At 67.0% G+C, this 25,610-nt stretch carries 23 protein-coding genes; 18 read left to right on the top strand and 5 right to left on the bottom strand.

Going from position 1 to position 25,610, the window contains the following annotated elements; translation table 11 throughout:
• The first annotated feature begins 17 nt into the window (after positions 1-17).
• Entirely contained in the window at positions 18-629 is a 612-nt protein-coding gene (locus tag C1A30_RS29810; RefSeq protein ID WP_101952979.1) for a TetR/AcrR family transcriptional regulator, read from the top strand.
• A 7-nt stretch (positions 630-636) separates the two neighbouring features.
• Here C1A30_RS29810 and C1A30_RS35880 read toward each other — a convergent pair whose 3' ends face one another.
• Positions 637-798, bottom strand: coding sequence for a hypothetical protein (locus C1A30_RS35880; protein ID WP_200828464.1), 162 nt, complete (start codon positions 796-798; stop codon positions 637-639).
• 110 nt (positions 799-908) lie between these two features.
• Entirely contained in the window at positions 909-2,504 is a 1,596-nt protein-coding gene (locus tag C1A30_RS29805; protein WP_101951812.1) for a hypothetical protein, read from the bottom strand.
• A gap of 464 nt (positions 2,505-2,968) precedes the next feature.
• Here C1A30_RS29805 and C1A30_RS29800 point away from each other — a divergent pair, with 464 nt between their 5' ends.
• The 7 genes from C1A30_RS29800 to C1A30_RS29770 all read left to right on the top strand — a co-directional run bounded on the left by C1A30_RS29800 (position 2,969) and on the right by C1A30_RS29770 (position 13,040).
• Positions 2,969-5,722 carry a LuxR family transcriptional regulator gene (locus C1A30_RS29800; RefSeq protein ID WP_101951811.1) on the top strand — a complete coding sequence of 918 codons (2,754 nt, stop codon included), beginning with the start codon at positions 2,969-2,971 and terminating at the stop codon, positions 5,720-5,722.
• Between the two features lie 61 nt (positions 5,723-5,783).
• A complete protein-coding gene (locus tag C1A30_RS29795; RefSeq protein WP_235010262.1) occupies positions 5,784-6,449 on the top strand; it encodes an Abi-alpha family protein in 666 nt (221 codons plus the stop codon).
• Positions 6,446-7,708: a DUF445 domain-containing protein gene (locus tag C1A30_RS29790; RefSeq protein WP_101952977.1), complete on the top strand. Its 1,263-nt coding sequence runs from the start codon at positions 6,446-6,448 to the stop codon at positions 7,706-7,708. The genes C1A30_RS29795 and C1A30_RS29790 overlap by 4 nt, the downstream gene beginning before the upstream one ends.
• Before the next feature lie 70 nt (positions 7,709-7,778).
• The gene (locus tag C1A30_RS29785; protein ID WP_101951810.1) at positions 7,779-9,968 is read left to right on the top strand and encodes a GAF domain-containing protein; all 2,190 of its coding nucleotides are present in this window, start codon (positions 7,779-7,781) and stop codon (positions 9,966-9,968) included.
• Positions 9,965-10,345 carry a response regulator gene (locus C1A30_RS29780; protein ID WP_101951809.1) on the top strand — a complete coding sequence of 127 codons (381 nt, stop codon included), beginning with the start codon at positions 9,965-9,967 and terminating at the stop codon, positions 10,343-10,345. Before C1A30_RS29785 ends, C1A30_RS29780 begins: the two co-directional genes overlap by 4 nt.
• The gene (locus C1A30_RS29775; RefSeq protein WP_101951808.1) at positions 10,345-11,466 is read left to right on the top strand and encodes an adenylate/guanylate cyclase domain-containing protein; all 1,122 of its coding nucleotides are present in this window, start codon (positions 10,345-10,347) and stop codon (positions 11,464-11,466) included. The genes C1A30_RS29780 and C1A30_RS29775 overlap by 1 nt, the downstream gene beginning before the upstream one ends.
• Complete coding sequence (locus C1A30_RS29770) at positions 11,463-13,040, top strand: peptide ligase PGM1-related protein (RefSeq protein WP_101951807.1); 1,578 nt, start codon at positions 11,463-11,465, stop codon at positions 13,038-13,040. The genes C1A30_RS29775 and C1A30_RS29770 overlap by 4 nt, the downstream gene beginning before the upstream one ends.
• On the opposite strand, the gene C1A30_RS29765 is transcribed toward C1A30_RS29770, so the two are convergent.
• A complete protein-coding gene (locus tag C1A30_RS29765) occupies positions 13,027-13,734 on the bottom strand; it encodes a cutinase family protein (protein WP_101951806.1) in 708 nt (235 codons plus the stop codon). The genes C1A30_RS29770 and C1A30_RS29765 overlap by 14 nt on opposite strands.
• A gap of 57 nt (positions 13,735-13,791) precedes the next feature.
• Here C1A30_RS29765 and C1A30_RS29760 point away from each other — a divergent pair, with 57 nt between their 5' ends.
• From C1A30_RS29760 to C1A30_RS29750, 3 genes are all read left to right on the top strand, one after another.
• Positions 13,792-14,157: a hypothetical protein gene (locus tag C1A30_RS29760; RefSeq protein ID WP_101951805.1), complete on the top strand. Its 366-nt coding sequence runs from the start codon at positions 13,792-13,794 to the stop codon at positions 14,155-14,157.
• 121 nt (positions 14,158-14,278) lie between these two features.
• The gene (locus C1A30_RS29755) at positions 14,279-16,366 is read left to right on the top strand and encodes a DUF4185 domain-containing protein (RefSeq protein ID WP_101952976.1); all 2,088 of its coding nucleotides are present in this window, start codon (positions 14,279-14,281) and stop codon (positions 16,364-16,366) included.
• Positions 16,367-16,370: 4 nt separating this feature from the next.
• Positions 16,371-16,847: a hypothetical protein gene (locus C1A30_RS29750; RefSeq protein WP_101951804.1), complete on the top strand. Its 477-nt coding sequence runs from the start codon at positions 16,371-16,373 to the stop codon at positions 16,845-16,847.
• On the opposite strand, the gene C1A30_RS29745 is transcribed toward C1A30_RS29750, so the two are convergent.
• Both C1A30_RS29745 and C1A30_RS29740 read right to left on the bottom strand, forming a co-directional pair.
• Entirely contained in the window at positions 16,833-17,702 is an 870-nt protein-coding gene (locus C1A30_RS29745; RefSeq protein WP_101951803.1) for a DKNYY domain-containing protein, read from the bottom strand. The genes C1A30_RS29750 and C1A30_RS29745 overlap by 15 nt on opposite strands.
• Before the next feature lie 16 nt (positions 17,703-17,718).
• Positions 17,719-18,372, bottom strand: a complete 654-nt coding sequence (locus C1A30_RS29740) for a M15 family metallopeptidase (RefSeq protein ID WP_235010260.1) — start codon at positions 18,370-18,372, stop codon at positions 17,719-17,721.
• A gap of 93 nt (positions 18,373-18,465) precedes the next feature.
• Between C1A30_RS29740 and C1A30_RS29735 the strand changes: the two genes are divergently transcribed.
• The 7 genes from C1A30_RS29735 (at position 18,466) to C1A30_RS29705 (ending at position 25,608) form a co-directional block, all read left to right on the top strand.
• Positions 18,466-19,695 carry a cytochrome P450 gene (locus tag C1A30_RS29735; RefSeq protein WP_101951801.1) on the top strand — a complete coding sequence of 410 codons (1,230 nt, stop codon included), beginning with the start codon at positions 18,466-18,468 and terminating at the stop codon, positions 19,693-19,695.
• Positions 19,696-19,749: 54 nt separating this feature from the next.
• A complete protein-coding gene (locus tag C1A30_RS29730; protein WP_101951800.1) occupies positions 19,750-20,868 on the top strand; it encodes an XdhC family protein in 1,119 nt (372 codons plus the stop codon).
• Positions 20,869-20,923: 55 nt separating this feature from the next.
• Positions 20,924-23,239 (top strand): xanthine dehydrogenase family protein molybdopterin-binding subunit, encoded by a 2,316-nt coding sequence (locus tag C1A30_RS29725; RefSeq protein WP_101951799.1) that lies wholly within the window; start codon positions 20,924-20,926, stop codon positions 23,237-23,239.
• Complete coding sequence (locus C1A30_RS29720; RefSeq protein ID WP_101951798.1) at positions 23,239-23,868, top strand: SRPBCC family protein; 630 nt, start codon at positions 23,239-23,241, stop codon at positions 23,866-23,868. The genes C1A30_RS29725 and C1A30_RS29720 overlap by 1 nt, the downstream gene beginning before the upstream one ends.
• Positions 23,865-24,740, top strand: coding sequence for a xanthine dehydrogenase family protein subunit M (locus C1A30_RS29715; protein WP_101951797.1), 876 nt, complete (start codon positions 23,865-23,867; stop codon positions 24,738-24,740). Before C1A30_RS29720 ends, C1A30_RS29715 begins: the two co-directional genes overlap by 4 nt.
• On the top strand, positions 24,733-25,206 hold the full coding sequence (locus tag C1A30_RS29710) for a (2Fe-2S)-binding protein (protein ID WP_101951796.1): 474 nt from the start codon (positions 24,733-24,735) through the stop codon (positions 25,204-25,206). The genes C1A30_RS29715 and C1A30_RS29710 overlap by 8 nt, the downstream gene beginning before the upstream one ends.
• A 75-nt stretch (positions 25,207-25,281) precedes the next feature.
• On the top strand, positions 25,282-25,608 hold the full coding sequence (locus C1A30_RS29705; RefSeq protein WP_101951795.1) for a DUF732 domain-containing protein: 327 nt from the start codon (positions 25,282-25,284) through the stop codon (positions 25,606-25,608).
• Positions 25,609-25,610: the final 2 nt, after the last annotated feature.

Raw genomic sequence — 25,610 nt, 5'->3', positions numbered from 1 at the left:
GTCAAGTGCCGGACCCGATGACCCGACGGAGCAACCGCCGCGGCCAGGCGACGCGCGACGCCATGCTCGACGCGGCACTTCGCGCGCTGGCAACGGGTGATGTCGCCGCGGCGTCGGCCAACCGCATCGCGAAAGACGCGGGCGCCACCTGGGGCGCGGTCAAGTACCAGTTCGGCGATATCGACGGCTTGTGGGCAGCGGTGTTACGGCGCACCGCGGAGCGGCGCGGTCAGTTGCCGTCGAACGCGAATCCCCTTGCGCCGCTTCGAGAACGGGTGGCGGCGATCATCGACCTGTTGTTCGACGGGTTGTCCGCACCGGATTCGCGCGCGATCGAGACGCTGCGCGCCGCCCTACCCCGCGACGGCGCCGAGTTGGAACGGCTCTACCCGCGCACAGCCGCTGAGTTGCAATCGTGGGGACGGAGCTGGATCGAGGCGTGCCAGCAGGCGTTCCGCGACGTCGATGTCGACCCCGAACGCGTGCGCGAGGTCGCCTCATTCATCCCCGGCGCGATGCGCGGCCTGGCCTCCGAACGCCAACTGGGTTCGTACTACGACCTGGATCTGGCGCGGCGTGGGTTGACCAACGCCATCGTGGCGTACGTCCACCGTCCGGCCTGCGACTGAGTCGACGTCAACGACCTGACTCGTCGGGCACGTCGTGTCGGGTTTGGTGCCGGCCAGGGGCGTCCTGGTCGCCGTCACGGTGGTCGAGCTCTCGTTGCAGCTCGCGCTGGTCGTCGGTCGCCTCTCTGGCGTCCTTCGGCGTGCTGGGTGCGTCCTGTTGGTGCGTCATGTCGACCGCAGGGTGGCCCGATCTGGCGCTGGCGAAACCTGTGTCCGGCACGGATACCAAAGCAGGCCTCCCCCATCGCTTTGACGGGGAAGGCCTGCCTGTCGAAGGAGTTACTTGCCGCCCTTGGCGTGCTTCGGGCCGATCTTGGCGTGCTTCGGGCCCGCGGTGCTCTTGGCCGCGCCGCCGGACGTCGACGTGCTCGAGGACGCCGACGTGTCGGGCTTCGAGGCCGATGCGCTGTCGGCGGTGGTCGAACCGGTGGTGTCACCGCCGGCCTTGGTGGACTCCGAGCCCGAGGTCGGCTTCGGGTCGACCTTGTTTCCGGTCGTCACGTCGGTGCCCCCGTCGGTGGACTTGGTCGACTCGGGCTTGGTCGTCGAAGTCGTCGAATTGGTCGAATCCTTGGTGGCGCTGGTGGATTCGGTCGTCGTCGACTTCGTGTCGGTGCTCGCGGGCTTCTCCGCAGCCGGCGCGGTCGCCTCAGCGGAGGTGTCCGACTTGGCCGGGGCAGTCGACTCCGCGGCGGAGCCCGTCTTCAGCGTGATCGTCTTGGCCGGCGCGGCGGGCAGCGCCGCAGCCGCGGTCAGCGTCGAGGTCTTCACCGCGGGCGTGACCGCAGGCGGAACAAGCGCCTTCGCAATCGCCTGCGCCAGCGCTTGCAGCGAGTTGATGGTGCCTGCGAGTTGGACGGTCAGCGGGTTCAACGACGTGATATTGAGTGGCCCGCTCAGGAGGCCGCCTGCCACGACGGTGACCAAATCCGGGGGGAAGCCGGCAACGGAGGCCAGGTTCGGTCCGAACCCGCCGTTCAGCACGCCATCCAAGACGGTTGCCGGGCCGTTGACGATGGCCGCCAGCGCACCCACCGGGTTGCCGGCGCCGATGGCCGCGCCGACATTGTCGAGCGCAGCACCGAAGGCGCTCGCGCCGCTGATCGCCGGCCCTAGGAGCCCGGTGACGACCTGCGAGAGAGGCGACACCACACCACCGTCCTGGACGGCATTGATCACGTTCACCACATTCTGCAAGGGGTTCGAGATGATCGTCCCGAGCGGCCCGACGCTGTTGATCGCGTCCACCACTGCCTGCAACGGCGTGGTGACGGTGGCGGCCAGGAGCGGCTGAATCGTCCCTTGGACCGGGAACACCGTCGCAATGGCGGCGCTCAGCACGTTGTTGATTGCGTCCTCGACGCTGCCCTTTGTCAGGTCACCGAGGGCGGCCTGCAGCAGCGGCGGCGCTGTCGACGTCACCGCGGTGGAGATTTGACCGAGTGCCGTTTGAATCGCCGTGAGGAGGCCTTGAACCGCGCCGGGCTCGGTTCCGGCGAGCCCTGACAACAGAGTCGTCGCGGCGTTTGGCAGAGCCGCGATCGTCCCCAGTGGGGAAGTTGTCGGTAGCACCGCGGCGAGGGCCTTGACCGTCGCGATCTGGTTCGCGAGCACCTGACTCAGGATCGGTGTCGGATTTGCCTGCGCGGCCTTCAGGATGGCCTGCAGATTGGTGACGGCCTCCTGAAACACCTGCGGGTAGCTGATTGGGGTGGTCGCCAGCTCTGCGGCGGCCAGCTCGACCGACCTGGCTACCTGCGCCGGGCTCGGAACGTGGACGTCGGGTAGTGCCGGCGCGATCGGAGATACGGCTATCACGCTGGCGCCGACCAGCGCGATGCCCGCGGTGGCGTATGGACGGCTGGCAACTTGCATTGAAAAACCCCTTGGCTGGTCATCGCCGGCACTGCCGGAACTTACTTGCGAGTAATGTCACAAGCAGCGATGACTTAATCACCAACGGCGTTAGTTGCCTATCGCGTGATCTGATGATCTCTCGGGAGCCTCGCAGTAGATGTTTGCCAAAATGCGTTGCAGCCGAGCGTCTTTGCAGTTCACCGACGCTTTCACGTCAGATCAGAAGTCGCCGTGGACGACCGATATCCCTCGATTGGGCCGCCGTGGCGCGCCGTCTCACACGTTCCGACGAGCCAACGCAAGCCACCGAAGCGCTGCGGTAGCGACTGCGCGGTCGATCTCGCGTGTTTGCGCTACCAGGCGCACCGGACCAACGGAATCATTCTGGCGAATCGGCGTTAGTCACTACGTAACACTGTTCGGCCCGTCGGGGGTGCGTGGCCTCAAAGCACCGATATGGGGCGCGACGGAATGAACGACTGATGGCGCGGATCGCGCTACGAGGGCGCAGCGACGCGATGTCGAAGGCGCTGAACGCTCTGGATCGAGCGGCCCGCACCGGCCAGGGCGCCGTGGTCGTGGTCAGCGGCGAACCCGGTATCGGCAAGTCGGCGGTGCTGCGTGCCATCGTCGAACAGGCCTCACGTGCCGGGTACAAGGTGGGCAGCGGCAAGGCTGAACAAGGCGACCAGATCGCACCCGGTGCACCGCTGCTGGTGTCGCTTCGCTCGGGCCCTCACCCGCTGTTGCCTGCCGACGCGTTCGCCAGTCTCGCGCCGCTCTACGACCAGCCGCTGTGGCTGGTCGACCGGATCAGCGCGCTGCTCGAGGAGTTGGCCGCGCACGGGCCGGTGCTGATCGCCATCGACGACGTGCAGTGGGCCGACCGGCTGACCAGGTTCGCGCTGCGCGTCCTTCCCGCGAGGCTGGCCGGGTCTCCCGTGGTGTGGGCGGTCACCAGTCGGTGGCAGCCCAGCGACCCGCTCGACGAATTGATCGCCGGCATCGACGACGCCACCACAATCACCCGCATCGAACTCGGGCCGCTGACGCTCGCCGACATCGACGGCATCGCGACCGATCTGCTCGGCGCCGAACCGTCCGTGCAGACCCGCAAACTTCTCGGCGGCGTCGGCGGCAACCCGTTCTGGGCCGTGCAGGTGATCGAGGGGCTGGCCCGACGGCACCAGCGCGGACAGGACGCCGGTGACCTGCACGCCGAGTTGTCCGTCGGCGTCCGGGCGCGGGTCGGCAGCTTGTCGGGGCCCGCGGCCGCCCTTATCAGGCTGGCCGCCGTATGGGGTCGCGCCATGACCCTCGCCGACGCGGGGCACCTGCTCGGCAGCATGTCGGAAGCCCAACTCGCCTTACTGGCCCGCGAAGGCGTCGACAACGGACTGCTCGGCAGCGTCGACGGTGAAGTCTTCTTTCCGCACGACCTCGTCCGCGAAGCCGTGTACGCGGACATCCCGCCGGGAGACCGTCGCGCGCTGCACCGCGCGTGCGCCCGCTTCATCGTCGGCGACGGCCGTTCGGCGCTGGCCGCGGCCAACCATTTCCGCGCGTGCGCCACCAAAGACGACGAGGAAGCCGTGCTCGCCTTGGAACAGGCGGCCAGGGAATGCATGGTGTCGATGCCCGATCAGGCCGCCGAACTGGCGCAGCAGGCGTTCGCGCTGACGACCCAGGGGCATCCGCTCTGGCTGCTGGCAGGCGAGCGCACGGTCGAGACGCTGGTCAATGTGCAGCGCGACGGCGAGGCGTTGGCCGTCGCGGATCGGCTACTCGCGGTCGCGGACGATGCCGAGACCATCGCCCGCGTCGAATTGCAGGCCTGTCGTGCGCTGTGGTGCGCCAACGATTGCGAACAGATGGAACGCCGGGCGGGCGCCGCTCTGGCGATCGCCGGAGTGTCAGCGGCTGCGCGCGCTCAGCTGTCCGCGGCGCAGGCGTTGGCCGCGTCGCGCACCCAGTCGGCGGCGCGCGCCGAGACCATGGCGCAGGCCGCGCTTGCCGAGGGAAACCGCCTCAGCGACACCTATTCTCAGCGCCTGTCCGTCGTCGCGTTGATCGAGACGGCCCGCAACGAGGGCCGCCATCGACTCGCGCTCGAGCGGTTCTCCGACCTTCGCCGGCTGTCGGATTCGGCGTACGAAGCCGAGGAGATCCGCACCCTGCAGCACCTCGACCGTTACGACGACGCCGAAGCCATGCTGGTCAAGATCCGCGAAGCGCATCAGGACGCCGACAGCCAGGCGCCCGCGATCCTGTACGCGCAGATGTGGCAGGACCACAACCTGGGTCGGTTGGATGCCGCCGAGGCGGGCGCGCGCACCCTGTTGCGCCTTGCCGACGAGACAGGGAACTACGGGTTCCGGCTCAATGCCAGGATGGTGCTCGCCGCGGTAGCCAGGTACCGGGGCGAATTCGCAAGGGCGACCGAGCTGTTGGCCCCGGTCGCGGCCGAGGAGACGGTACCGCGGCTACGGTTGATGCAGGGCTGGCTGAAGGCCAGTGCAGGTGACTACGCGGCCAGCCTCGCGATCCTCAATCCGCTGCTCGACGGTATCGAGGACTTCCGTGACCCGTGGCCGTGGTCGCCGCCGTGGATGCGAATCCTGGCGCGGATCGGCCTGGACGGCGGAGATCGCGAGTTCGCACGCAAGGCGGCCCACATCGCCGACCTTGCGGCACAGCGCAATCCGGGTGTGCCCACGCTGGAGGGCACCGCGTTGCACATCCACGGTTCGTTGACAGGCGACTCCGCGCTGCTTGCCAGGGCGGTACAGGTACTGCGTGAATCGCCGCGTCCGCTACTGCTGGCCGATGCGCTCACCGATTACGGGTCGACGCTGTTGGCCGTCGACCGGTCCCGCGAGGCGATCGACGCGCTGCTGGAAGCGGCCGAGATCTACCAACGCGTCGGCGCCCAATCCGGCAGCCGTACCGTGGCGAAACTTCTTCGCAGCCACGGCATTCGCGGCGTCCGGATCAGTGCGCCCGCGCCAAGGCCTGCGACCGGCTGGGCGGCACTGACGCCTACTGAGTACCGGGTGGTCGACCTGATCAGCACCGGGCACACCAACCGCTCGGCCGCGGCCGAGCTCGGGGTATCGCCGAACACCGTCAACACCCACCTGAGGGCGGTGTTCCGGAAGCTGGACGTCAAGTCCCGGGTGCAACTGACGATCGCGCACCGCGAGCACACATCCGGGTCGTCGGGGACAGGCTCTTAACCGCCTGCCGATTTTGCGCCTGATCGTGATGATCGACTGGCGCAGACGTTACGGTTCACCCGTGGCGAACTCCCAAGATCCGTTCGGGCTCGTCGGCATGGCGTCGGGTGTCGCGAAGTTCTGGCTTCGCACGTCCATCCGCACCCAGGAACAGTTGATGGCGCTGCTCGGCGAGCAGCCCGAGGAGTCCGAGCCTGCGAGCCCGGCACAGCCGCCCGCCAAGGAGCCCGACACCGATGCGCTGAGCTCGAAGATGCGTGGCCTGTTGGACCGGGCGCTGGACAACAGCACCAGCAGCAGCCGGATGGAGTTGTTCCACCACATCCTCGACCAGTTGGTCGCCGACGAGGCGCGGATTATCAGCGCACTGTCTGACGGGTCGTCGTCGCCGGTGGTGAGCGTGCACGACTGGACCCGCCGTCGTGTTCAGGGCCGGGCGGTGCTGGAGAATGCGTCGCTGATCGGGCGGACGGCCAACGTCGCATTGCCCGAGATGGTTCCGTCGTATGTCAGCCACCTGCTGTCGCTCGGCCTGGTGGAGATCGGACCGGAAGACCCCGATCTCAAGGACGACTACGAGGTGCTGATGGCGGAGAGTTCGGTGCTCGCCGCGATCAAGACCGCCTCGCGCGGACCGCTGGCCGCGAAAGTCGACAAGTACACGCTGACGTTGTCCAGCCTTGGGCAGGCGTTGTGGGCGGCGACCATGCAACAGGACGGCCCGTGACCCATCTCGTGGTCGCGCTGCAGACCTGGGATGAGATCAAACATGACTTCGGTGCCAACTGGCTGATCTACCTTTCGATGCCGTTCGTGGCGGCGTTCGTCGGCTGGAGCACGAAAATCGTTGCGCTGGAGATGATTTACCGGCCGCTGGAATTCAAGGGCATCGGACCGGTCGGCTGGCAGGGCATCGTGCCGCGACGAGCAGGCAAGGTGGGCTCGAAGACCATCGAATTGCTGACGGCGAACCTGCTCAAACCCCAAGAGTTGCTCGAGCGCATCGATGCCGCCGAAGCCGTTGAGGCGCTGCGAGTTCCGCTCAACCAGGCGATCGACGAGATCACCCGCGACCTCGCCGAGGAAATCCGCCCGGGGCTGTGGGACTCGCTACCCGATGCCGCCAAAAGAGCCATCCAGGAACGGATTCACGCACAAGCCCCGCGTGTCACCGAGAACCTGCTCAACGGGATGAAGGCGGACCTGGACCGCTACGTCGACCTGCAATTCCTCGCCGTCACGACGCTGGTGCGCAACAAGGACAAACTCATCAAGCTGATGCGCGGCCTCAGCGACGACGCGATGGCGTTCGTGCGGCGCAGCGGGATCTACTTCGGCTTCGCTATCGGGCTGGTGCAGATGGTCGCATGGGCGTTGTTCAAGAATCCGTGGATCATGCCTGCGTTCGGTTTCGCCGTCGGCTTCCTCAGCGACTACATCGCGCTGAACATGTTGTTCCGGCCGGTGCAGCCGAAGAAGTTCTTCGGCATCGTCAGGTTCCAGGGGCTGCTGCACGCCCAACGCGACAAGATCACCCGCGATTACGCCAGGATCCTCGCCGACGACCTTTTCGCGCCGCAGATCCTCTTCGACGGCATCATCTCCGGCCCCGGCTCGGACAAGCTGTTCGCGTTGGCCGCCAAGGAAGTCGAGGCGGCGGTCGACGCGCAGACCGGGATCGCGGGCCCGATCGTCGCGCTCGCGGTCGGCACCAAACGCTATCGCGCACTGAAGGACCGAGTGGTCGAGCTTGTCCTCGAACGGTTCCCGTCCACCTTGCTCAAAGCGCAGGACTACGCGGCCGACGTCATCGACCTCGAGAACACCATCGTCGAGAAGATGAACCAGCTCACCAATGAGCAGTACGAATCGATCCTCCGGCCGGTCTTCAAGGACGACGAGCCGTTGATGGTCGCCGTAGGCGGCGTCCTCGGCGGGGTGGTCGGCGAGCTGCAGGTGCTGATCATCGAACAGTTCGGGCACTGACCGCGCCCAATCCGCTGTCAACCGCGGTCAAGGGGGGCCACACTGAGAAGGTCTCCGGGGGGAGGAATCGGTGGCCGAACGCAGCGAGCGCACCACGCGGGTGTCGCGGGCTTCGACGGAGCTGAACCAGGCGTTACGAGATGCCCGCGAACAGTCCGCAGCCAGCCGGCAGATCCTCGCTGCGCTCGGCAGGGCCGACGCCGACCCGGGGGCGATCCTGGACACCATCCTCGAGCGCGCCGAAATCCTGTGTCGGGCCCAGGCCGCCAACCTGTACATCCCCGAGGGCGATGCGTTCCGGTTGTCCCGTGCGTCGGGCAAGATCCCCGAAGAGTTCCGCAGGTACCTCCAGGACCACCCGCTGGCCAGGAACAGTTCGTCCACCGTCGGCCGTGCGGCGGTGGAGAAGCGCACGGTGCAGATCGCCGACGTGCTCAGCGACGCCAGCTATGGCCGTCCCGATCTACAGCAACTGGCGGGCTACCGCACGCTGCTGTCCACCCCGATGATGCTGCAGAACGAGGTCGTCGGGGTGCTGTCGATGTGGCGGACCAGCGCCCAGCCGTTCAACGCCCGCGAATGCGAACTCCTCGAGGAGTTCGCCGTCCAGGGCGCGATCGTGATGCGACAGGTGGCGCTGCTCCGCGAACTCGGCAGCAAGGTGGCACAACTCGAGGCGCTGCGTGACGTCGGCGACGCGGTCGGTTCCACCCTCGACCTCGACGAGGTGCTCGACCAGATCGTCAGCAACGCGGTGCGGCTGACCGCGACCGACGGCGGTTCGATCATGGAGTACGACGAACCGAGCAACTCGTTTCACGTTCGCGCCACCGCAGGCACCGACCCTGATCTGCTGAAAGCGTTGCGCGCCATGGTGATCGACCGCGACTCGACGCTTGTCGGACGTGCGGCCACCGCCCACCGCACCCTCGAGGTGCCGGACCTGACCACCGTCGACCTCGATCCGCATCTGGAGGCGTTGTATCGCAACGGCTGGCGGTCGGTGCTCGCGGTGCCCATCCTGCGCGGCGAGCGGATTCTCGGTGTGCTGGTGATCCGACGGCGCAGCACAGGGTCGTTCGGCCCGTACGTCGAGTTACTCGAGACGTTCGCCGGGCAGTCCGCACTGGCCATCGTCAACGCGCGGTTGTACGGCGAATTGCAAACCAAGACAATAGAACTCGAAGTCGCCAGCCAACACAAATCCGAGTTCCTGGCCAGCATGTCGCACGAATTGCGCACCCCGCTCAACGCGGTGATCGGCTTCTCGGAGGTGTTGTTGGATCGGATGTTCGGCGAGCTCAACGAGCGCCAGGACGAATACCTGCGCGACATCTGGACCTCCGGCAAGCACCTGCTCGAGTTGCTCAACGAGATCCTCGACCTCTCCAAGGTCGAGGCTGGCCAAATGGTATTGGAGCCAACCACGTTCAACGTCGGCACCGCAGTGGAGTACTGCCTGGCGATGGTCCGCGAACGGGCGGCTCAACACGGCATCACCGTCGACGTCGACGTGGCCGACGAGATCAGCACGATCGACGCCGACGAGCGGAAGTTCAAGCAGGTGGTGCTCAATCTGCTGACCAACGCCGTCAAGTTCACTCCCGACGGCGGATCGGTGTCGCTGCGCGCCTACCGCGAGCAGGACGACCTCGAGATCACGGTGACCGACACCGGCATCGGGGTACCTCTCGAGGACCAGGAGCGGATCTTCGAGTCATTCCAACAGGGCCCCCGCGGCGCGCCGAAAGAGGAGGGTACCGGCCTCGGACTGACGCTGTCCCGCCGGTTCGTCTGGCTGTGGGGCGGGCGGATGTGGCTGCACAGCACCCCCGGCGAGGGTGCAACGTTCGGGTTTTCGATCCCCGGCGTGCTGCGCCGTGGTGCGCCCACGCCGGAGCACCTTCCCGCGATCCTGCTCGTCGACGACGACTGGGCGTCACTGGATTTGAATTCGGCCTATCTGGACGGATCGCCGACGCGGGTGCTGCGCGCCAAAGACGGCGTCGAGGCACTCGCGATCGCGCGCACGCAGTTGCCGGCGGCCGTCGTGCTCGAGATCGGGTTGCCACGCCGCGACGGCTGGCAGGTGCTCACCGAACTCAAGGAGGACCCCGCCACCGCGGCCATCCCGGTCGTCGTCGCCACGGATGTCGACGACCGGACGCGTGCCCTCTCGTCGGGCGCCGACGTGTACCTGCGCAAGCCGATCGGACGCGAGGAACTGATGGACGCGTTGAAACAGGTGGGCGCCCTGTGACGCCCAGGCGCATCCTCGTCGTCGAGGACAATCCGTTGAACCTCAAGCTGGTTCGCGATGTCCTCAGTTTCGCCGGCTACGACGTCGTCGAGGCACAGTCCGGTGAGGAAGGTCTGCGCGTCGCCAAACAGACCGCACCCGATCTGGTGCTGCTGGATCTGCAACTGCCTGGCATCGACGGAGCCGAGACACTGCGCCGACTGCGGCAGGACACGCTCGGTCCGCACGTCCCTGTCGTCGCGGTGACGGCGCTGGCGATGGCCGAAGACAAAGCGCGGGCATCGCAGGCCGGCTTCGACGGATACGTCGAGAAGCCGATCAGCGTGCGCGCACTGCCCGGTCAGATCGAAGCGTTCCTCGCCGGGCGGCCGGCTTGATGGACGCCACCGCGACCGTGCTGGCCGTCGACGATCAGCCCACCAACCTCAAACTCCTCGACGCGGTGCTCACGCCGCGGGGGCATCGGGTGCTCACGGCGCAGTCCGGTGCTGAGGCGTTACGAGTGCTCGACGCCGAAGACATCGACCTGGTGTTGCTCGACATCCTGATGCCCGAGATGGACGGTTACGAGGTCTGCCGACGGATACGGGCAAACCCCGCAACAGAATTCCTGCCGGTGGTGATGATCACCGCCAGCGGAAGCGAACAGCGGTTGGTCGCTTTGCAGGCCGGCGCCGACGATTTCGTCACCAAACCGTTCGACAAGAGCGAACTGCTCGCCAGGGTCGCGTCGCTTGCGCGGATCAAGCGGTACCACGACACCATCCGGCGTCAAGCCGCCGAACTGGCGGAATGGAACGCCGAACTCGAGTCCCGGGTGGCCCGGCAGGTCGACGAACTCGAGCGGACCAATCGGCTCCGCCGCTTCCTGTCCCCGCAGCTTGCCGACCTCGTCGTGGGCGACGAGACGCTGCTGGCCAGTCACCGCCGCGAAATCGTGGTGTTGTTCACCGATCTGCGGAACTTCACTCCGTTCGCCGAGACCAGTGAGCCAGAGGAAGTGATGGGCGTGCTTGCCGAGTACCACCACTCGATAGGAGCCTTGGTGCACGCGTACGGCGGCACGCTCGAACGGTTCACCGGCGACGGCGTCATGGTCTTCTTCAACGATCCCATCTCCTACGACGACTCCGCGGAGCGCGCGGTCCGGATGGCGTTGGAGATCCGCGACGCCGTCCGCGACCACGCCACCCGCTGGCAACGGTACGGATTCGCGCTGTCGCTGGGAATCGGTATCGCACAAGGCTTTGCGACGCTCGGGCGGATCGGTTTCGAAGGCCGGTTCGACTACGCGGCCATCGGCAGCGTGACCAACCTGGCCGCCCGGCTGTGCTCGGACGCCCTCCCGTGGGAGGTGCGGGTCACCGACCGCGTGCTCGCCGCCACCGAACACATCGCCGTGGCCGAGATGGTCGGCGACGTGGCACCAAAAGGATTCAGTCGCACGGTGCGCGTGCACAACATCAGCGCGCTCAAGGAACAACAGGGGGAACCATGACACAACTGGACGCGCCTGGTCGCACACTGTCGCAGCTCGACGACGACGAATGCTATCGGCTGTTCGACGATCTGCAAACAACGATGCCAGCCGTCTGGGAATCGATGCGGCTGGACATGGAAGACGAATCGGTCGTCGTCGTCCCGTCGATCAGCATCGAACGCACCACCGCGGGCAGCGGCACCGTCATGCAGGCGATGGAGGAACGCGCACTGTTCCTGCTGCTGCTGCTTCGGCAGCCGCGGTTGCAGATGATATACGTGACGTCGCAACCGATTTCGGAGTCGATCATCGAGTACTACCTGGGTCTGCTGCCCGGCGTCATCCCCAGCCACGCCCGCGCCCGGCTCACACTGGTTCCCGTCGGCGACGCGTCGGCCACCCCCCTGAGTTCGAAACTGCTTGCGCGGCCGCGACTGTTGCGGGAGATCCGATCGCTGATTCCCAATCCCGCCCGCAGCCACCTCATCCCCTACAACACCACACCACTGGAACGTGATGTCGCGCTGAGCCTGCGGATCCCGATGTACGGCGCTGATCCCCGACTCGAAGACCTCGGCAGTAAAACCGGTTGCCGCCGGATGTTCGAGGAACTCGGGGTGCGCTGCCCGGTCGGGGCAGAAGACCTGCACACCGTCGACGACATCGTCGCTGGCGTGCAGAGCATGCGTGCCCGGCGGCCGTCGCTGAGCCAGGCGATCGTGAAGCTCAACGAAGGAGTCTCCGGCGCGGGTAACGCGATGGTCGACCTGAGCGACCTCCCCGCCCCGGACTCACCGGACGAGGCTGCCGCCATCCGGGACCGCCTGATGCACATGCAACCCGAAGCCGAAAACCTCTCGGTGGCGGCCTATCTGGACGCGTTCGAGAAGCACGGCGGCATCGTCGAGGAGCGCATCACCGGGGAGGCGCTGACCAGTCCGAGTGTCCAGATGCGGGCCCTGCCCGACGGCACTGTCGAACTGCTATCCACCCACGACCAACTGCTCGGCGGGGCCAGCGGGCAGAAGTATCTGGGCTGCGTGTTCCCGGCCAATCCCGAATACGCCGCCGCGATCGCCGAGCCGGCCATGGTCATCGGCAGACGCCTCGCCGAACTCGGCGCGCTGGGCAGGTTCGCGGTGGATTTCGTTGTGGTGCAGGACAGCACCGGCGCGTGGACGCCGTACGCGATCGAACTGAACCTTCGCAAGGGCGGCACCACACATCCGTTCCTCACGCTGCAATTCCTCACCGACGGCAGCTACGACGGCGCGCGTGGGGTGTTTCTCACGCCGAGCGGCAACGAGAAGTATCTGGTCGCCACGGACCACTTCGAGGACGACCGACTCAAGGCGTTGACCGTGCGTGAACTGTTCGACGTCGTGGTGCGCCACGGCCTGCATTTCGATCAGGCCCGGCGGACAGGGGTGGTCTTCCACATGATCAGCTGCCTGACCGAATGCGGTCGCGTCGGCCTGACCGCGGTCGGCGACACCCCGCAGGACGCGTGGCAGATCTACGAGAAAGCCCAATCCGTGGTCCTCGAGGAGGCCGAACAGGCGCTCGAGGAAGGCTTCGTCACAACCGACTGACGGCGAAGTCCGCGGCCTGGTTGACCATGCCGTTGAAGCCGTACGAAGCGTGCGCGAGGGTCGGCCCGCCCAGCGGAGCACCGTTGCAGATGGTGTCGCCGTCGGCGCACAGATCGATGGTCTTGGGTGCATACAGCGGGCCGATCACGACGGTCGGCGCCCCGGCGTCGCGAAGCCATTGATCCGACGGCTTGCCGAACAGCACCACGGCGGCGACGTGGTTGGCCACCTCGGGCGACATCGGTTGCGGGACGAACGCGGCAGGAACCCCGTCGGGGACGACCGCGGAAGTGGTGAACCCTGCCACCGCGGCGCCCTGGGAGAATCCGCCGAGCACGATCTTGGTGTTCGGGCAGGTGGCGGCCGTCGCCTGCACATGGTTGGCCGCGTCTCTGATGCCTTCGACCACCGTCGCCGCGAACTCGATGCCCGCGGTGAAATCGCTGCTCGCCGGGTAGTTGACCGGGTAAACCGCCAGCGATCGGTCGCCGACCCTGACACGCAGCGCATCGACGAACGCCTGACCGACGCCGCCGACGCCCGGCGGCTCGCTGGTTCCGCGCGCGAACACCACCTCGATGTCGGAGCACGGTTCGGCTGAGGCGACGGGAGGGGGCCCGCTCAACAGGGCCGCCGCTGTCACGATCGCGACACCCGCAGCCCGGACGAAACGAAGTATTCGGTGACTGGTCATGACGGATCTCCAGTACCCAGTTGTTTGTCTTTGTCAAACACGATAAAGCTAGGGGCCATGGCGGACGCCGGGTTTTGGATCGCATGGGGGCTACCGACGCAGGGCCGCGAACTCCACGCCCTCGAACTGCTCAGGGAGACAAGGGGCTACCTCGAGGAACTCACCAACGATCGCCGCATCGAGCGCTTCGACATCAGCATCCTGAAGCCGCAGACGACCGAGTTGGGCGGCTTCATCCTGATCCAGGGCACGAACGAGCAGATCGACAGGCTGCGCCGCGACGACGACTTCCAGGTGTGGGTCAACCGGGTGCAGTTGGTCGCCGACCAGGTGGGCATCGTCGACGCCTGGGTCGGCGAAGGCATCACCGAAGCCATCGACCTCTACGATGAAGCGCTCCGAAAAGCCGGCCTGCTCCCGTAGCTCCCTTGGCAAGCACCGATCGAAAACCCCAACAAGATCAAGACCACAGCGACTGATGTGATTTGTGGGACGTTTGTCCCTTTTGCTGTGGGCAGTTGTTCGATTCGCTTTAATGCACGTCATGGGAGCCGCAGCGTTTGTCGGCCGGGTCGGGGGGCTTGCGGTCGCGCTCGGAGTTGGCACCGCGATCGCCACGGGGCACGGGGTCGCCGTCGCGGACACCACCGATTCGGACCCACCGTCTGACACCTCGACCGAGACCGGGTCGGGCGGGACCGAAACCAAGACCACCACCTCGACCACCACCCACACCGAAACCTCCTCTCAGCCCGTCACCTCCGATTCGGACAAGGACACGGCAGGGTCCGAAGACACCAAAGCCACCACGGGACCCGTGAAGGGCGTCGTCACCGCCCAGACCAACACCGGAACATCCGGCGGCACGGTGACCAAGCCGACGACCGTGCCGACGCCCGAATCCGAAGCGTCTGAGCCCGAGACGCCCACGCCCGAGCCCGCTGAGCCCAGTGCGACTCCGCAGCCGAAGCCGACCAGCACGAAGAAGGCGTCGGCCAAAGCCGTCGAAAAATCGGCCCCGTCGCCCACTGCGCGCGCCGTGTCATCCGTCGCGGATCCGGCGGTATCGATCCGATCAGCCGACCTCGCCGACCCCATAGCCGTTTTCGCCGACGCGCGCACACTTGCCGCCGCCTCGCCGACCATGATGCCGACCATGATGTCGCCCAAGACGGCCGCCGCGGTCACCACGCTGGACACCCAGGCCCCGAAGGTCCCCACCACACCCCAGAACCCGCTGACCGCAGTGACCAAGCTGGTGTCCAACGTCATCGGTTTCGTGCTGAATCCGTTGGCAGGCAACGCGCCGACGACGCCGGCCCAACCACCGCTGATCTGGAGCCTGCTTGCGTTCGCCCGCAGGGAGTTCGACAACTTCTTCGCCGCGCTGGCGGGTAGCCCCACCGATACCGCATCACCGGTGCAGCGGCTCACCAGTCTGGCGTTGGCGGCCCTGGTGCCGGATCGGCCGAACTTCCCGTACCCCGGTCAGCAGCTGAGCCCGTCGACCAAGTTCGTCGACTGGGTGACGGGAAACTTCCTGCCCAACAACACCGACCAACGCTTCGACATCTGGGGCACCGACGTCGGCGTCATGTGGGACAACGGAATTCCCGACGACCCCAAGACACTGATCAACGAGCACCAGGTGCTCATCGCCGTCGGCGACACCTTCGGCGGTGACCAGATGAGCGGCTATTGGCGCAACAACACCATTCTGCGCAGCGGCGACACGTTGCTCGTGGACGGCATGTCGATACCCGACGGAGAGTGGTTCAACGGCAACATGTTCGGCGGCGCCCCACTGAACAGCCCCACCTCGGCGCGTCCGGTCATCTTCAAGGAGATTCTGCCCGCCGGTCTGCCGACGGGGGTGACGCTGATTCCGACGGCGGGGATTTCGCTGCAGACCCCCGGCACCAAGTACGGGGCGACGCAGTACATGAGCTTCATGTCGGTCAAGCAGTGGGGTAATCCTGGTTCCTGGACGACGAACTATTCGGCCATCGCGTATTCGGTGGACAACGGCGAGAACTGGCTGGTCGCCCCGACGAGTGTCCGAATGAACTCGGGCGGTAACAAGAACTTCCAGCAGCAGGCGTTCGTGATGGGCAACGACGGCTACGTGTACGCCTACGGCACGCCGAACGGCAGGCAAGGCGCGGCGTACGTCGCCCGGGTGCTGCCGCAGGACATCCTGGATGTCTCGAAGTACGAGTACTACCGCAAAGGCACCAAGACGTGGTTCTCGAGTACGCCCGCCGGGTGGTACAAGAATGCCCCGAGCAAGGCCACCTCGGTGTTCGGCAAGGAATCCGGCGCATGCGGGGTGGCCAAGGCGGGTAACACCGTCAGCGAAATGTCCGTGCAGTACAACAAGTCGCTCAACAAGTACGTGGTGCTCTACGGCGACCAGTTCAACAACATCGTGATCCGCACCGCGGACTCGCCACAGGGCAAATGGTCTACGGCGACAACCATTCTCAAGCAGCAAAACGGCGGCATCTACGCGCCGATGATGCATCCGTGGTCGCCATCGACGTTGGGCACGGGCACCGACCTGTACTGGAATCTATCGCTGTGGTCGGAGTACAACGTGATGTTGATGCGTACCGACCTGACTAAGGTGTGATCCCATGCGACGGATGACAATCGCAGCCGCAGTGGTGTCAGCGGCGGTGGCCACTGCGCCCGTTGCGCCCGCGGATCCGTCCGCGCCCCTGGACGGTACGCCGTGTGCTTCGGACCTGGCCGACGTGATGACCTGGCCTGCCGACGCGCAGATGCCGCTGCTGTGCACCGACGGTCGATGGCAGACGGTCACGTCTCCCCCGCCGCCGAACGACCGGTGGCTGAGTTTCGGACCGACGATGACACTGCACGGCCAGGGCCTGCGCAATCCCAGCGTCACCTCCGGCGACTGGACAGCCACCCCGCTGGACGCGAACGGTCGCTGCCGCGCCGAGCAACGGGCCGTCGTCGAAGCCGGCGTCGTCGGCCCCCCGCAAACTGCGGAAAGCGAACCTGGCCAACCACTTTCGTTCCACATGCTGCCGCAGCTGTACTCGATAGAGATGAGCGGCCACTGCCTATGGACGCTAGTCCGCGAATGAGATCGACGTCTCGCTGCAGTTGGTGACGGCGCGCCCAGGCTCGAAGTCCCGCGGGTCGGCGCCCGCGATGACGGTCTGCCGGTAGTAGGCGCGCTCGGCGTCCGCGGAACATTCGAAGGCGGCGTTCAGCACGCGGAAGGTGGCCGGGTCGGCGCCGTCGATCGCCTTGCCCATCCAGTAGACGCGGGCGTCGTCGCGTGCGTACGGCCCGTCGAGCGGACGAAACGACGCCGCATCTGCGACCGCCACCGGGTCGGCGAAGTAGAACACGTGCCGGGCGTCCTGCGCGTAGGCGCCTCCGACGACCCGGAACGTGGCCGGGTCGGCGCCTGCGATCGGATTACCGTTCACGTGCACGGTCCGGCCGTCCTTCGTGAAGAGGTAGTGGTCGTTGTTCGCGACGACCGCGAAATGTGTTGGGTCGTCGGACAGTATCCCGCCGTCGGTCCAGTACACCGCGGTGCTGTCCTTGGACAGTCCGCCGTCGAGCAGTTCGAAGTGGGCGGGGTCGTCGCTGATCGGCCGGTCCAGTTGGTAGACGCGGCTGCGGTCCTTGGCGAACCCGCCGCGGCCGAGTACTTCGAAAGTCGCTGCGTCGACGCCGGATATCGGATGGCCGTCGAAATAGGCGGCTGCGTTGTCCTTCGCGTAGGTGGTGTCGAACGCCTTGAACGACGCCGGATCGGCGCCCGTGATCTCGAACGCGTTGCCGGGGAACGCGGCCAGGTAGTAGACCTTGTCCCCACGCACGTGGTAGCCGGCGGCGTCGAACAGCGAGTTGGGTGTCTTGTTACCGCTGCAGGCCTGGGTCAGCGTCACCGCCAGCAGACACAGGGCTGCAATCGATCTGCGCATGCGTTGATCGAATCACCTAATTCACAGCCACATTGACAATCGGGCGCTTCTGGTGCGCGTCGCTGGTGTCGAAATGCCACCACTCACCCTGGTAGACCGTCAGCCCGCCCGCCTTCATCGCGTCGCGCAACCGGCCGCGATTGGCCTGTGCGGTCGCGCTGACACCGTCGGTCGCGTAGGCGAACGCGCTGGATGTGAAGTTGTCGAAATCGGTGCCCATGTCGATCGGGCCCGCGGCGTCGGCGATCGTCACGTCGACCGACCGGCCCGTTTCGTGGCTACTGGAGTACGGGCCGGGCCGGGCCACCCAGTTCGGGTTGGGCACCGCCTCGAACATCCGCACCTGCACGTCGTGCGGCCGATAGCAGTCCCAGAACTGCAGCACTTCACCTGCCGGTCGCAGCACCGCCGCCGCGGCGGCCAGTCCCTGCGCCATCGACTCGTGCACCAGGCACCGGGCGTCGGCGGGATACAGCGGCACACCCACGAAGTTGTTCGGCGTCGCGTACCGAAGGTCGATGACCGCGTCGGGCACGACGGTGCGGACGTCGACCAGCCCCGCCGCCCGCGCGGCGTCCGAAACCGGAGGCACCGGCGCCGCGGTCGCAGTGCCGGGAACAGCGCAGATCGCGCACGATATCGCCAGCGCAGCCCAACCAGGTACGCGCACGCAGACACCTCCCGAAAGCAGGTAGCCACCTACGCTATCGGGTCTACCTGCCCGGCAAGACGATGAAGGCATCCGGAGAACGAGGAGGCCACCGTGAGCGTCGTCAGGGTCACCTGCCCCACGGTTTTCGAAGCCGACCTACCCACCGTCTCCTACGAGGACGCGCCCACTCCCGATGCCGTGCACACCGCGCTCAAGGAGGCGCGCGATCGGTCCCCGATCGCGATGGGCGCGCACGGGCCCGAGATCTTGGGCTACGAGTTGGCACATACCGCCCTGCGCGATCCCCGGCTGGCACCGCCACCGGGCTTGGGCCTCGAGGCACAGGGCATCACCTCAGGTCCGCTGTGGGACCGCGTGACCGCGACGCTGCTCAGCGTCAACGGCGAGGAACACGCCCGCATGCGCCGGCTGATGTGCAAGGCCTTCAGCCCGCGCGCGGTCGCCCGATTGGACACCACGATCGTCGACATCGTCACGCAACTGACCGATCCGCTGCTGGCCGCGGGCCGCTGTGACGTCGTCGCCGATATCGCCCGCCCGTACCCGGTTCCGGTCATCTGCGTACTGCTCGGCGCGCCGAAACAGGACTGGCAGCTGTTCTCCGCGTGGGCCGACGAGTTCTTCAAGACGTTCACCTTCAAGGCGGCCGAGTACGAGCCCGACATCTTGAAGGCGTGGGGTGAACTCGACGACTACGTCGACGACATGGTCGCCGACCGTCGCAACTCCCCCACCGACGACCTGATCTCCGAACTGATCCGCGCCGAGGACGACGGCGACCGGCTGAGCATGGCCGAACTGCGGATGCTGGCAGGCGGCCTGCTGATGGCAGGCACCGACACCACCCGCAACCAGGTGGCCGCGGCGGTCGACGTGCTCTGCGATCATCCGCAGCAGTGGGCGCTGCTCGCCGAACGTCCCGAGTTGGCGATGCACGCGGTCGAGGAGTTGATGCGCTACCAACCCGTCACCATCGGGGTCATGCGCATGACGTTGCAGGACGTCGCATACGAAGGCGTCACCATCCCGGCAGGCACGTTCGTTCTGGTCAACACCGTCGCCGCGAACCGCGACCCGGCCGTCTACGACGACCCGGACCGGCTCGACATCACCCGCGACGGTGCCGCCCCGATGCAGTCCTTCGGTGCGGGCGCGCACTACTGCCTCGGCGCGAACCTCGCCCGGCGTGAGATCGCCGAAGCCTTGCGCGTCATGACCCGGCGGATGCGCAACGTGCGTCGCAGCGGACCGGCGCCGTGGAAGCCGATGGTGGGGATCACCGGACCCGCCACTCTTCCGGTGGAATTCGACGCGGCTTGAGCCATCGCTGAGCACTCGCCCAAGGACGCTTGGCCGCGGGCATAGACTTCGGGCGTGCGAGACGTACTCGACGATCTGCTGACCGTATGGCGGGCCGGCGGCACGGCGGGTGTCGCCACCGTCGTGCGCACCATCAAGTCCGCGCCGCGCCCCCCGGGCGCCACCATGGTGGTCGCCCCCGACGGCACGGTCGCCGGTTCGGTGTCCGGCGGCTGCGTCGAGGCCGCCGTCTACGAACTCGCCAACGAGGTGGTCGCCAGCGGCCAACCGGAACTGCAGCGCTACGGGATCTCCGACGACGACGCATTCGCGGTCGGATTGACCTGCGGCGGCATCATCGACATCTTCGCAGAGCCGGTGTCGCGCAACACTTTTCCCCAGCTGGAGGCGATCGCCGACAATATCGGCGCACGCCGCCCGACGGCCGTTGCCACCGTGATCGCCCACCCCGACCCCAGCTGGCTCGGGCGCAGGCTGGTCGTCGGACCGGACACCGTCGACGGGTCGCTCGGCTCGCAGCGCGCCGACGACGCGGTGGCCGACGACGCCAGAGGCCTGCTCGCCGCGGGCCGCACGGCCGTGCTGAGTTACGGGCCCGACGGCCAGCGCCAGGAGGCAGGCATGGAGGTGTTCGTCGCCAGCCACGCACCGCCGCCGCGGATGCTGATCTTCGGCGCCATCGACTTCGCCGCCGCCCTCGCCCGGCAGGGCTCCTTCCTCGGCTATCGGGTCACGGTGTGCGACGCCAGACCCGTGTTCGCGACGCCCGCCCGATTCCCGCACGCCGACGAGGTCGTCGTCGACTGGCCGGACCGCTACCTGCGCGAGCAGGCCGAACAGGACGCGATTGACGCCAGGACCGCGATCTGCGTGCTGACCCACGATCCCAAATTCGACGTGCCGGTGCTGCAGGTGGCGGTGCGGCTACCTGAGGTGGACTACATCGGCGTGATGGGCTCGCGCCGCACGCACGAGGACCGGATGGCCCGACTGCGCGACGTCGGCCTGACCGACGCCGAACTCGATCGGGTGTCCAGTCCGATCGGCCTCGACCTAGGCGCGCGCACCCCCGAGGAAACCGCGGTGTCGATCGCCGCGGAGATCATCGCCCGCCGCTGGGGCGGCGGCGGCAAGCCGTTGGCCGAGGTCGGCGGCCGTATTCACCACGATTGATTAGATGAGACAACGAGGGTGGAAATGTCGCTCTCAAATACGATAACGTGATTCCGTGACGGAAACGGTTGCCCCCCGATATGCAGGCGCCCGAGTTCCCCGCGTCGAAGACAACCGCCTGCTGACCGGTCGCGGCACCTTTGTCGACGACGTCATCAGGCCAGGCATGCTGCACGCCTGTTTCGTGCGCAGCCCCTTCGCACGCGCGAAGCTGGGCGGCATCGACGCCTCCGCTGCCCTGGCGCTGCCGGGCGTGCGTGCGGTATTCACCGCGGCCGATATCAATCCGGATGTCAAAGAGGCCTGGCACGCCGTCGCCGGCAAGGACATCGCGGACACGCCGCGGCCGCCGCTGGCCGAGGGCGAGGCGAAATTCGTCGGCGACCCGGTGGCGTTGGTGATCGCCGAGAGCCGTTACATCGCCGAAGACGCCGTCGAACTGGTCGAGGTCGACTACGAACCGCTGCCTGCGGTCGTCGACTTCACCAAGGCCGTCGGCTCCGACGTGATCGTCCATGAGGCGTATCCCGACAACGTGGCGGGCGGGTTGGCGGGTGCGCCGCCTGACGAGGAGACGTTCGCATCCGCCGCGCACGTCGCGGAAGCCAGTGTCTACCAACAGATCTACGCGCCGGTGCCGATGGAGACCCGGGGCATGGTCGTCGAGTGGGAGGCGTCGTCGGAGGAACTGACGGTGTGGGCGTCCACCCAGACGCCGCACGAGCTGCGGGCGTTCGCCGCGAGACTGCTCGGCATTCCGGCGCAGCGCGTGCGGGTCATCATGCGCGACACCGGCGGTGGTTTCGGCCAGAAGGTCGTGCCGATGCGCGAGGACATGTGCATCCTGCTGGCCGCCCGCAAGGTGGGGTTCGCGTTGAAGTGGATCGAGGACCGGCGCGAGAACCTGATGTCGGCCGGCCAGGCGCGCCACGTCGACGGCAAGGCCAGGATGGCGTTCGACGACGAGGGCAACATCCTGGCCGCCGACATCGACTTCACCTACGACATCGGCGCATATCCGACGCCGTACCCGGTGCTGACGACCGCCGCGGTCGGCATGTTCTTTCCCGGCCCGTACCGGGTGCCGAAGGCCAGCTTCAACTACAAGACGGTGTTCTCCAACACCGCGGGCCTCGCCGCGTATCGCGGACCGTGGCAGTACGAGACGCTGACCCGCGAGATCCTGCTCGACATCGCCGCGCGCAAGATGAACATGGATCCCGTCGAGCTGCGGCGGCGCAACATCCTGCGCGGCGACGAGATGCCCTACTTCAACCCCAACGGCATGCCGTACGACCACGTCGCGCCAGCGGACACCTTCGATCAGGCAGTGAAAATCCTTGACCACGAAGGGTTTCGCCGCGAACAACGCGAGGCGCTGGAGCAGGGCCGCTACATCGGCCTCGGCTTCTCGGCGTACATCGAGCCGACGGGCGCGGCCACCGGGCACCTCGCCACCGAGGGCGCGACCATTCGGATGGAGCCCACCGGCAAGATCAACGTCTACGTCAACGGCGGGTCGACCGGCAACAGCCTCGAGACCACGGTGGTGCAGTTGACCGCCGACGCGCTCGGCGCCGAGATCGACGACGTGTCAACGATTCAGGGCGACACCGCAGTGACGCCGTATGGCGCGGGCACCCAGGGCAGTCGGTCGGGTCCGATGACCGCGGGCGCGGTCAACGAGGCGGGCACGATCCTGCGCAAGCAGATCGTCGCGATGGCCGCCGCCAGGCTCGGGGTCGACGAGGACGCGATCGAACTGGGCGGGTCCCGCGCTTTTGTTCGCGACGACGACTCCAAGAGCGTGACGTTCGGCGAACTGGCCTATCGCGCGTACTACGAACCGCAGCAGTTGCCCGCAGGGATGTCGGCGTCGTTGGAGGCGACCGCGCGCTTCACGTCGCAGGCCCCGATCCACTGGGCGAACGCCACCCACGCCTGCACCTGCGAGGTGGACATCGAAACCGGCCATGTCACACTCATGCGCTACATCGTCAGCGAGGACGTCGGCGCGATGATCAACCCGAACGTCGTCGAGGGCCAGATCGCGGGCGGCACGGTTCAGGGCATCGGCGGCGCGCTGCTGGAAGAGATGGCCTATGACGACGACGGAAACCCGTTGTCCTCCACCTTCGTCGACTATCTGGTGCCGACGGCCACCGAGGTGCCACCCATCGAGTTCGGCCACGTCGAGATCCCGGGACCGGGCGTCGGCGGTTACAAGGGCGTCGGCGAGGGCGGAGCGATCGGGGCGACGCCCGCGGTGATCAATGCGATCAACGACGCGTTGGCGCCGCTCGGTGTGACACTGACCCGATTGCCCGCCAGTCCCTGCGCCATCGTTGCGCTCATCGAGGAGTCCCAATAGTGGAGCTGAACAACGAATTTCGAGTCGCGGTGCCTGCGGCGACGACGTGGGAGGTGCTGACCGACGTCGAACGGGTCGCGCCGTGCCTGCCGGGGGCGACGCTGCTGTCGGTCGACAGCGACCAGTTCACCGGTGCCGTCAAGGTGAAGGTCGGCCCGATCACCGTGTCGTACAAGGGTGAAGCGGCGTTCCTGGAGAAGGACGCCGCGGCGCAACGGGTGGTGCTCAAAGCCAACGGCAAGGAGACGCGGGGCAACGGCAACGCCGCCGCGGTGGTGACGGCGCAACTCAAGGACGAAGGCGACGCCACCAGCGTGCTGATCACCACCGACCTGACCATCTCGGGTAAGGCGGCTCAGTTCGGCCGCGGGGTCCTCGGCGACGTCGCAGGCAATCTGATCGCCCAGTTCGCCAAGGCGCTCGAGGCCGACATCCTCGGCGGAGCTGCACCTGCCGCCAGCGCGCCTGCGGCTGAAACTCCCACGGCGGCAAGCCAACCCGCGGCGGCCGATTCCGTCGACTTGTTGAAGGTAGTCGCGGTGCCGATGGCCAAGCGGTTCGCACCGGCGCTGGCTGCGCTGACGGTGGGCGGCATCATCGGCTTCCTGCTGGGCAGGCGGCGCCGATGAAAGCTGCCGCATTCGCCTACCACCGACCGAGCGCGGTGGACGAGGCGGTCGATCTGCTCGCCGAATACGGCGAGGACGCGAAGATCCTCGCGGGCGGTCAAAGCCTGGTGCCCATGTTGGCGATGCGCCTGACGCATTTCGACAACCTGATCGACATCTCCCGGATCGACGAGCTTGTCGGTATCGACCTGCAGGACGGGCAGATTCGGATCGGGGCAGCGACGCCGCACGCGTTCGTCGGGATGGACGACGAGGTCGCCGACTCCGTGCCGTTGTTGACGCTGGCGACGCCGTACATCGGGCACTTCCAGATCCGGACGCGCGGCACGCTCGGCGGCGCCATCGCCCACGCGGATCCGGCCGCGGAGTATGCGGCGGTCGCGTTGGCGTTGGACGCGCACATGGAGGCGGTGGCGCCACGGGGGACGCGTCAGATTCCGGCCTCGGCGTTCTTCACCGGGCTGTGGGAGAACTCGATGGCCGCCGATGAGATTCTGACCGCCGTGCGGTTCCCGGTCCGAGGTGCGCGGTCCGGATTCGCGGTGGAGGAATTCGCGCGCAGGCACGGTGATTTCGCGATCGCGGGGGCGGCAATCGCCGTCGAACTGGACGACGATTCACGCGTCAGCCGCTGCGGGATAGGGCTTTTGGGACTCGGCTCGACGCCGCTGCGCGGTTCGGCCGCGGAGGAAGCGGTGCTCGGGCGGCCGGTCGCCGACGTCGCCGCTGACGAAGTCGGCCGGTTGGCGATCGACTCACTCGACGACATTCCGGCCGACCTGCAGGGCTCGGCCGCCTATCGGGCCAAGGTCGGGGCGACCATGGTGGCCCGCGCATGGGAGAAAGCGACCGCGGAGGCGAGCAATGCATGAGTGGCCGGTGAAGGTGTCCGTCAACGGGCAACCGACCGAGGCGACCGTGGAACCGAGGCTGACGCTGGCTGACTACCTGCGTGAGAGGTGCGGCCTGACCGGGACGCATCTGGGCTGCGAGCACGGTGCCTGCGGGGCGTGCACCGTGTTGGTCGACGGGCAGGCGACGCGCTCGTGTCTGATGTTCGCGGTGCAGGCCGACGGGTGCGAGGTGACCACGGTCGAGGGCATCGCGTCGGAGGACGGGGAGTTGTCGCCCGTGCAGGCGGCGATGCGCGCGTGCCACGGCCTTCAGTGCGGGTTCTGCACGCCGGGATTCGTCGTGTCGATCACCGCGCTGCTGCGGGACAACCCGACGCCGACGGACGAGGAGATCCGGGAAGGCCTGTCCGGCAATTTCTGCCGGTGCACCGGATATCAGGGCATCGTCGACGCAGTTCACCGCGCCGCGGAAATGCAAGCCTGACTAACTGCCCCCTAGGCAGAGTTTCCTTTGCTGACGTACGCTGCTGGGTGGCCGGGGACGTTACTGGGGAGACAGATGAGAAAGAAGCACCTGCTGGCGGCGGTCGCATTCGCAGTGGGCACGGCCACGGCGCTCGCGGCGCCGGCCTCCGCCGATGATCAGTTGGACCAGGCGTTCCTCAAGGGTCTGCAGCAGAAGGGCGTCTCGGTGAGTTCGCCAGACCAGGCGTTGAGCCTGGCACATTCGACGTGCGACATCCTCGAGCACGGCGGCACCGTCAACGACGCGCTGAACATGCTGACGAAGAAGACCAAGTGGTCGATCCAGAAGTCCGCGGACTTCGGCGGCCTGGCGGTCTACGCCTACTGCAAGGACAAACTGCCCTCGGGCAGCGGCGGCTGACC

The organism is Mycobacterium sp. 3519A, assembly GCF_900240945.1.
Lineage (GTDB): Bacteria > Actinomycetota > Actinomycetes > Mycobacteriales > Mycobacteriaceae > Mycobacterium.
This window is presented reverse-complemented; position numbering and strand designations above follow the sequence as displayed.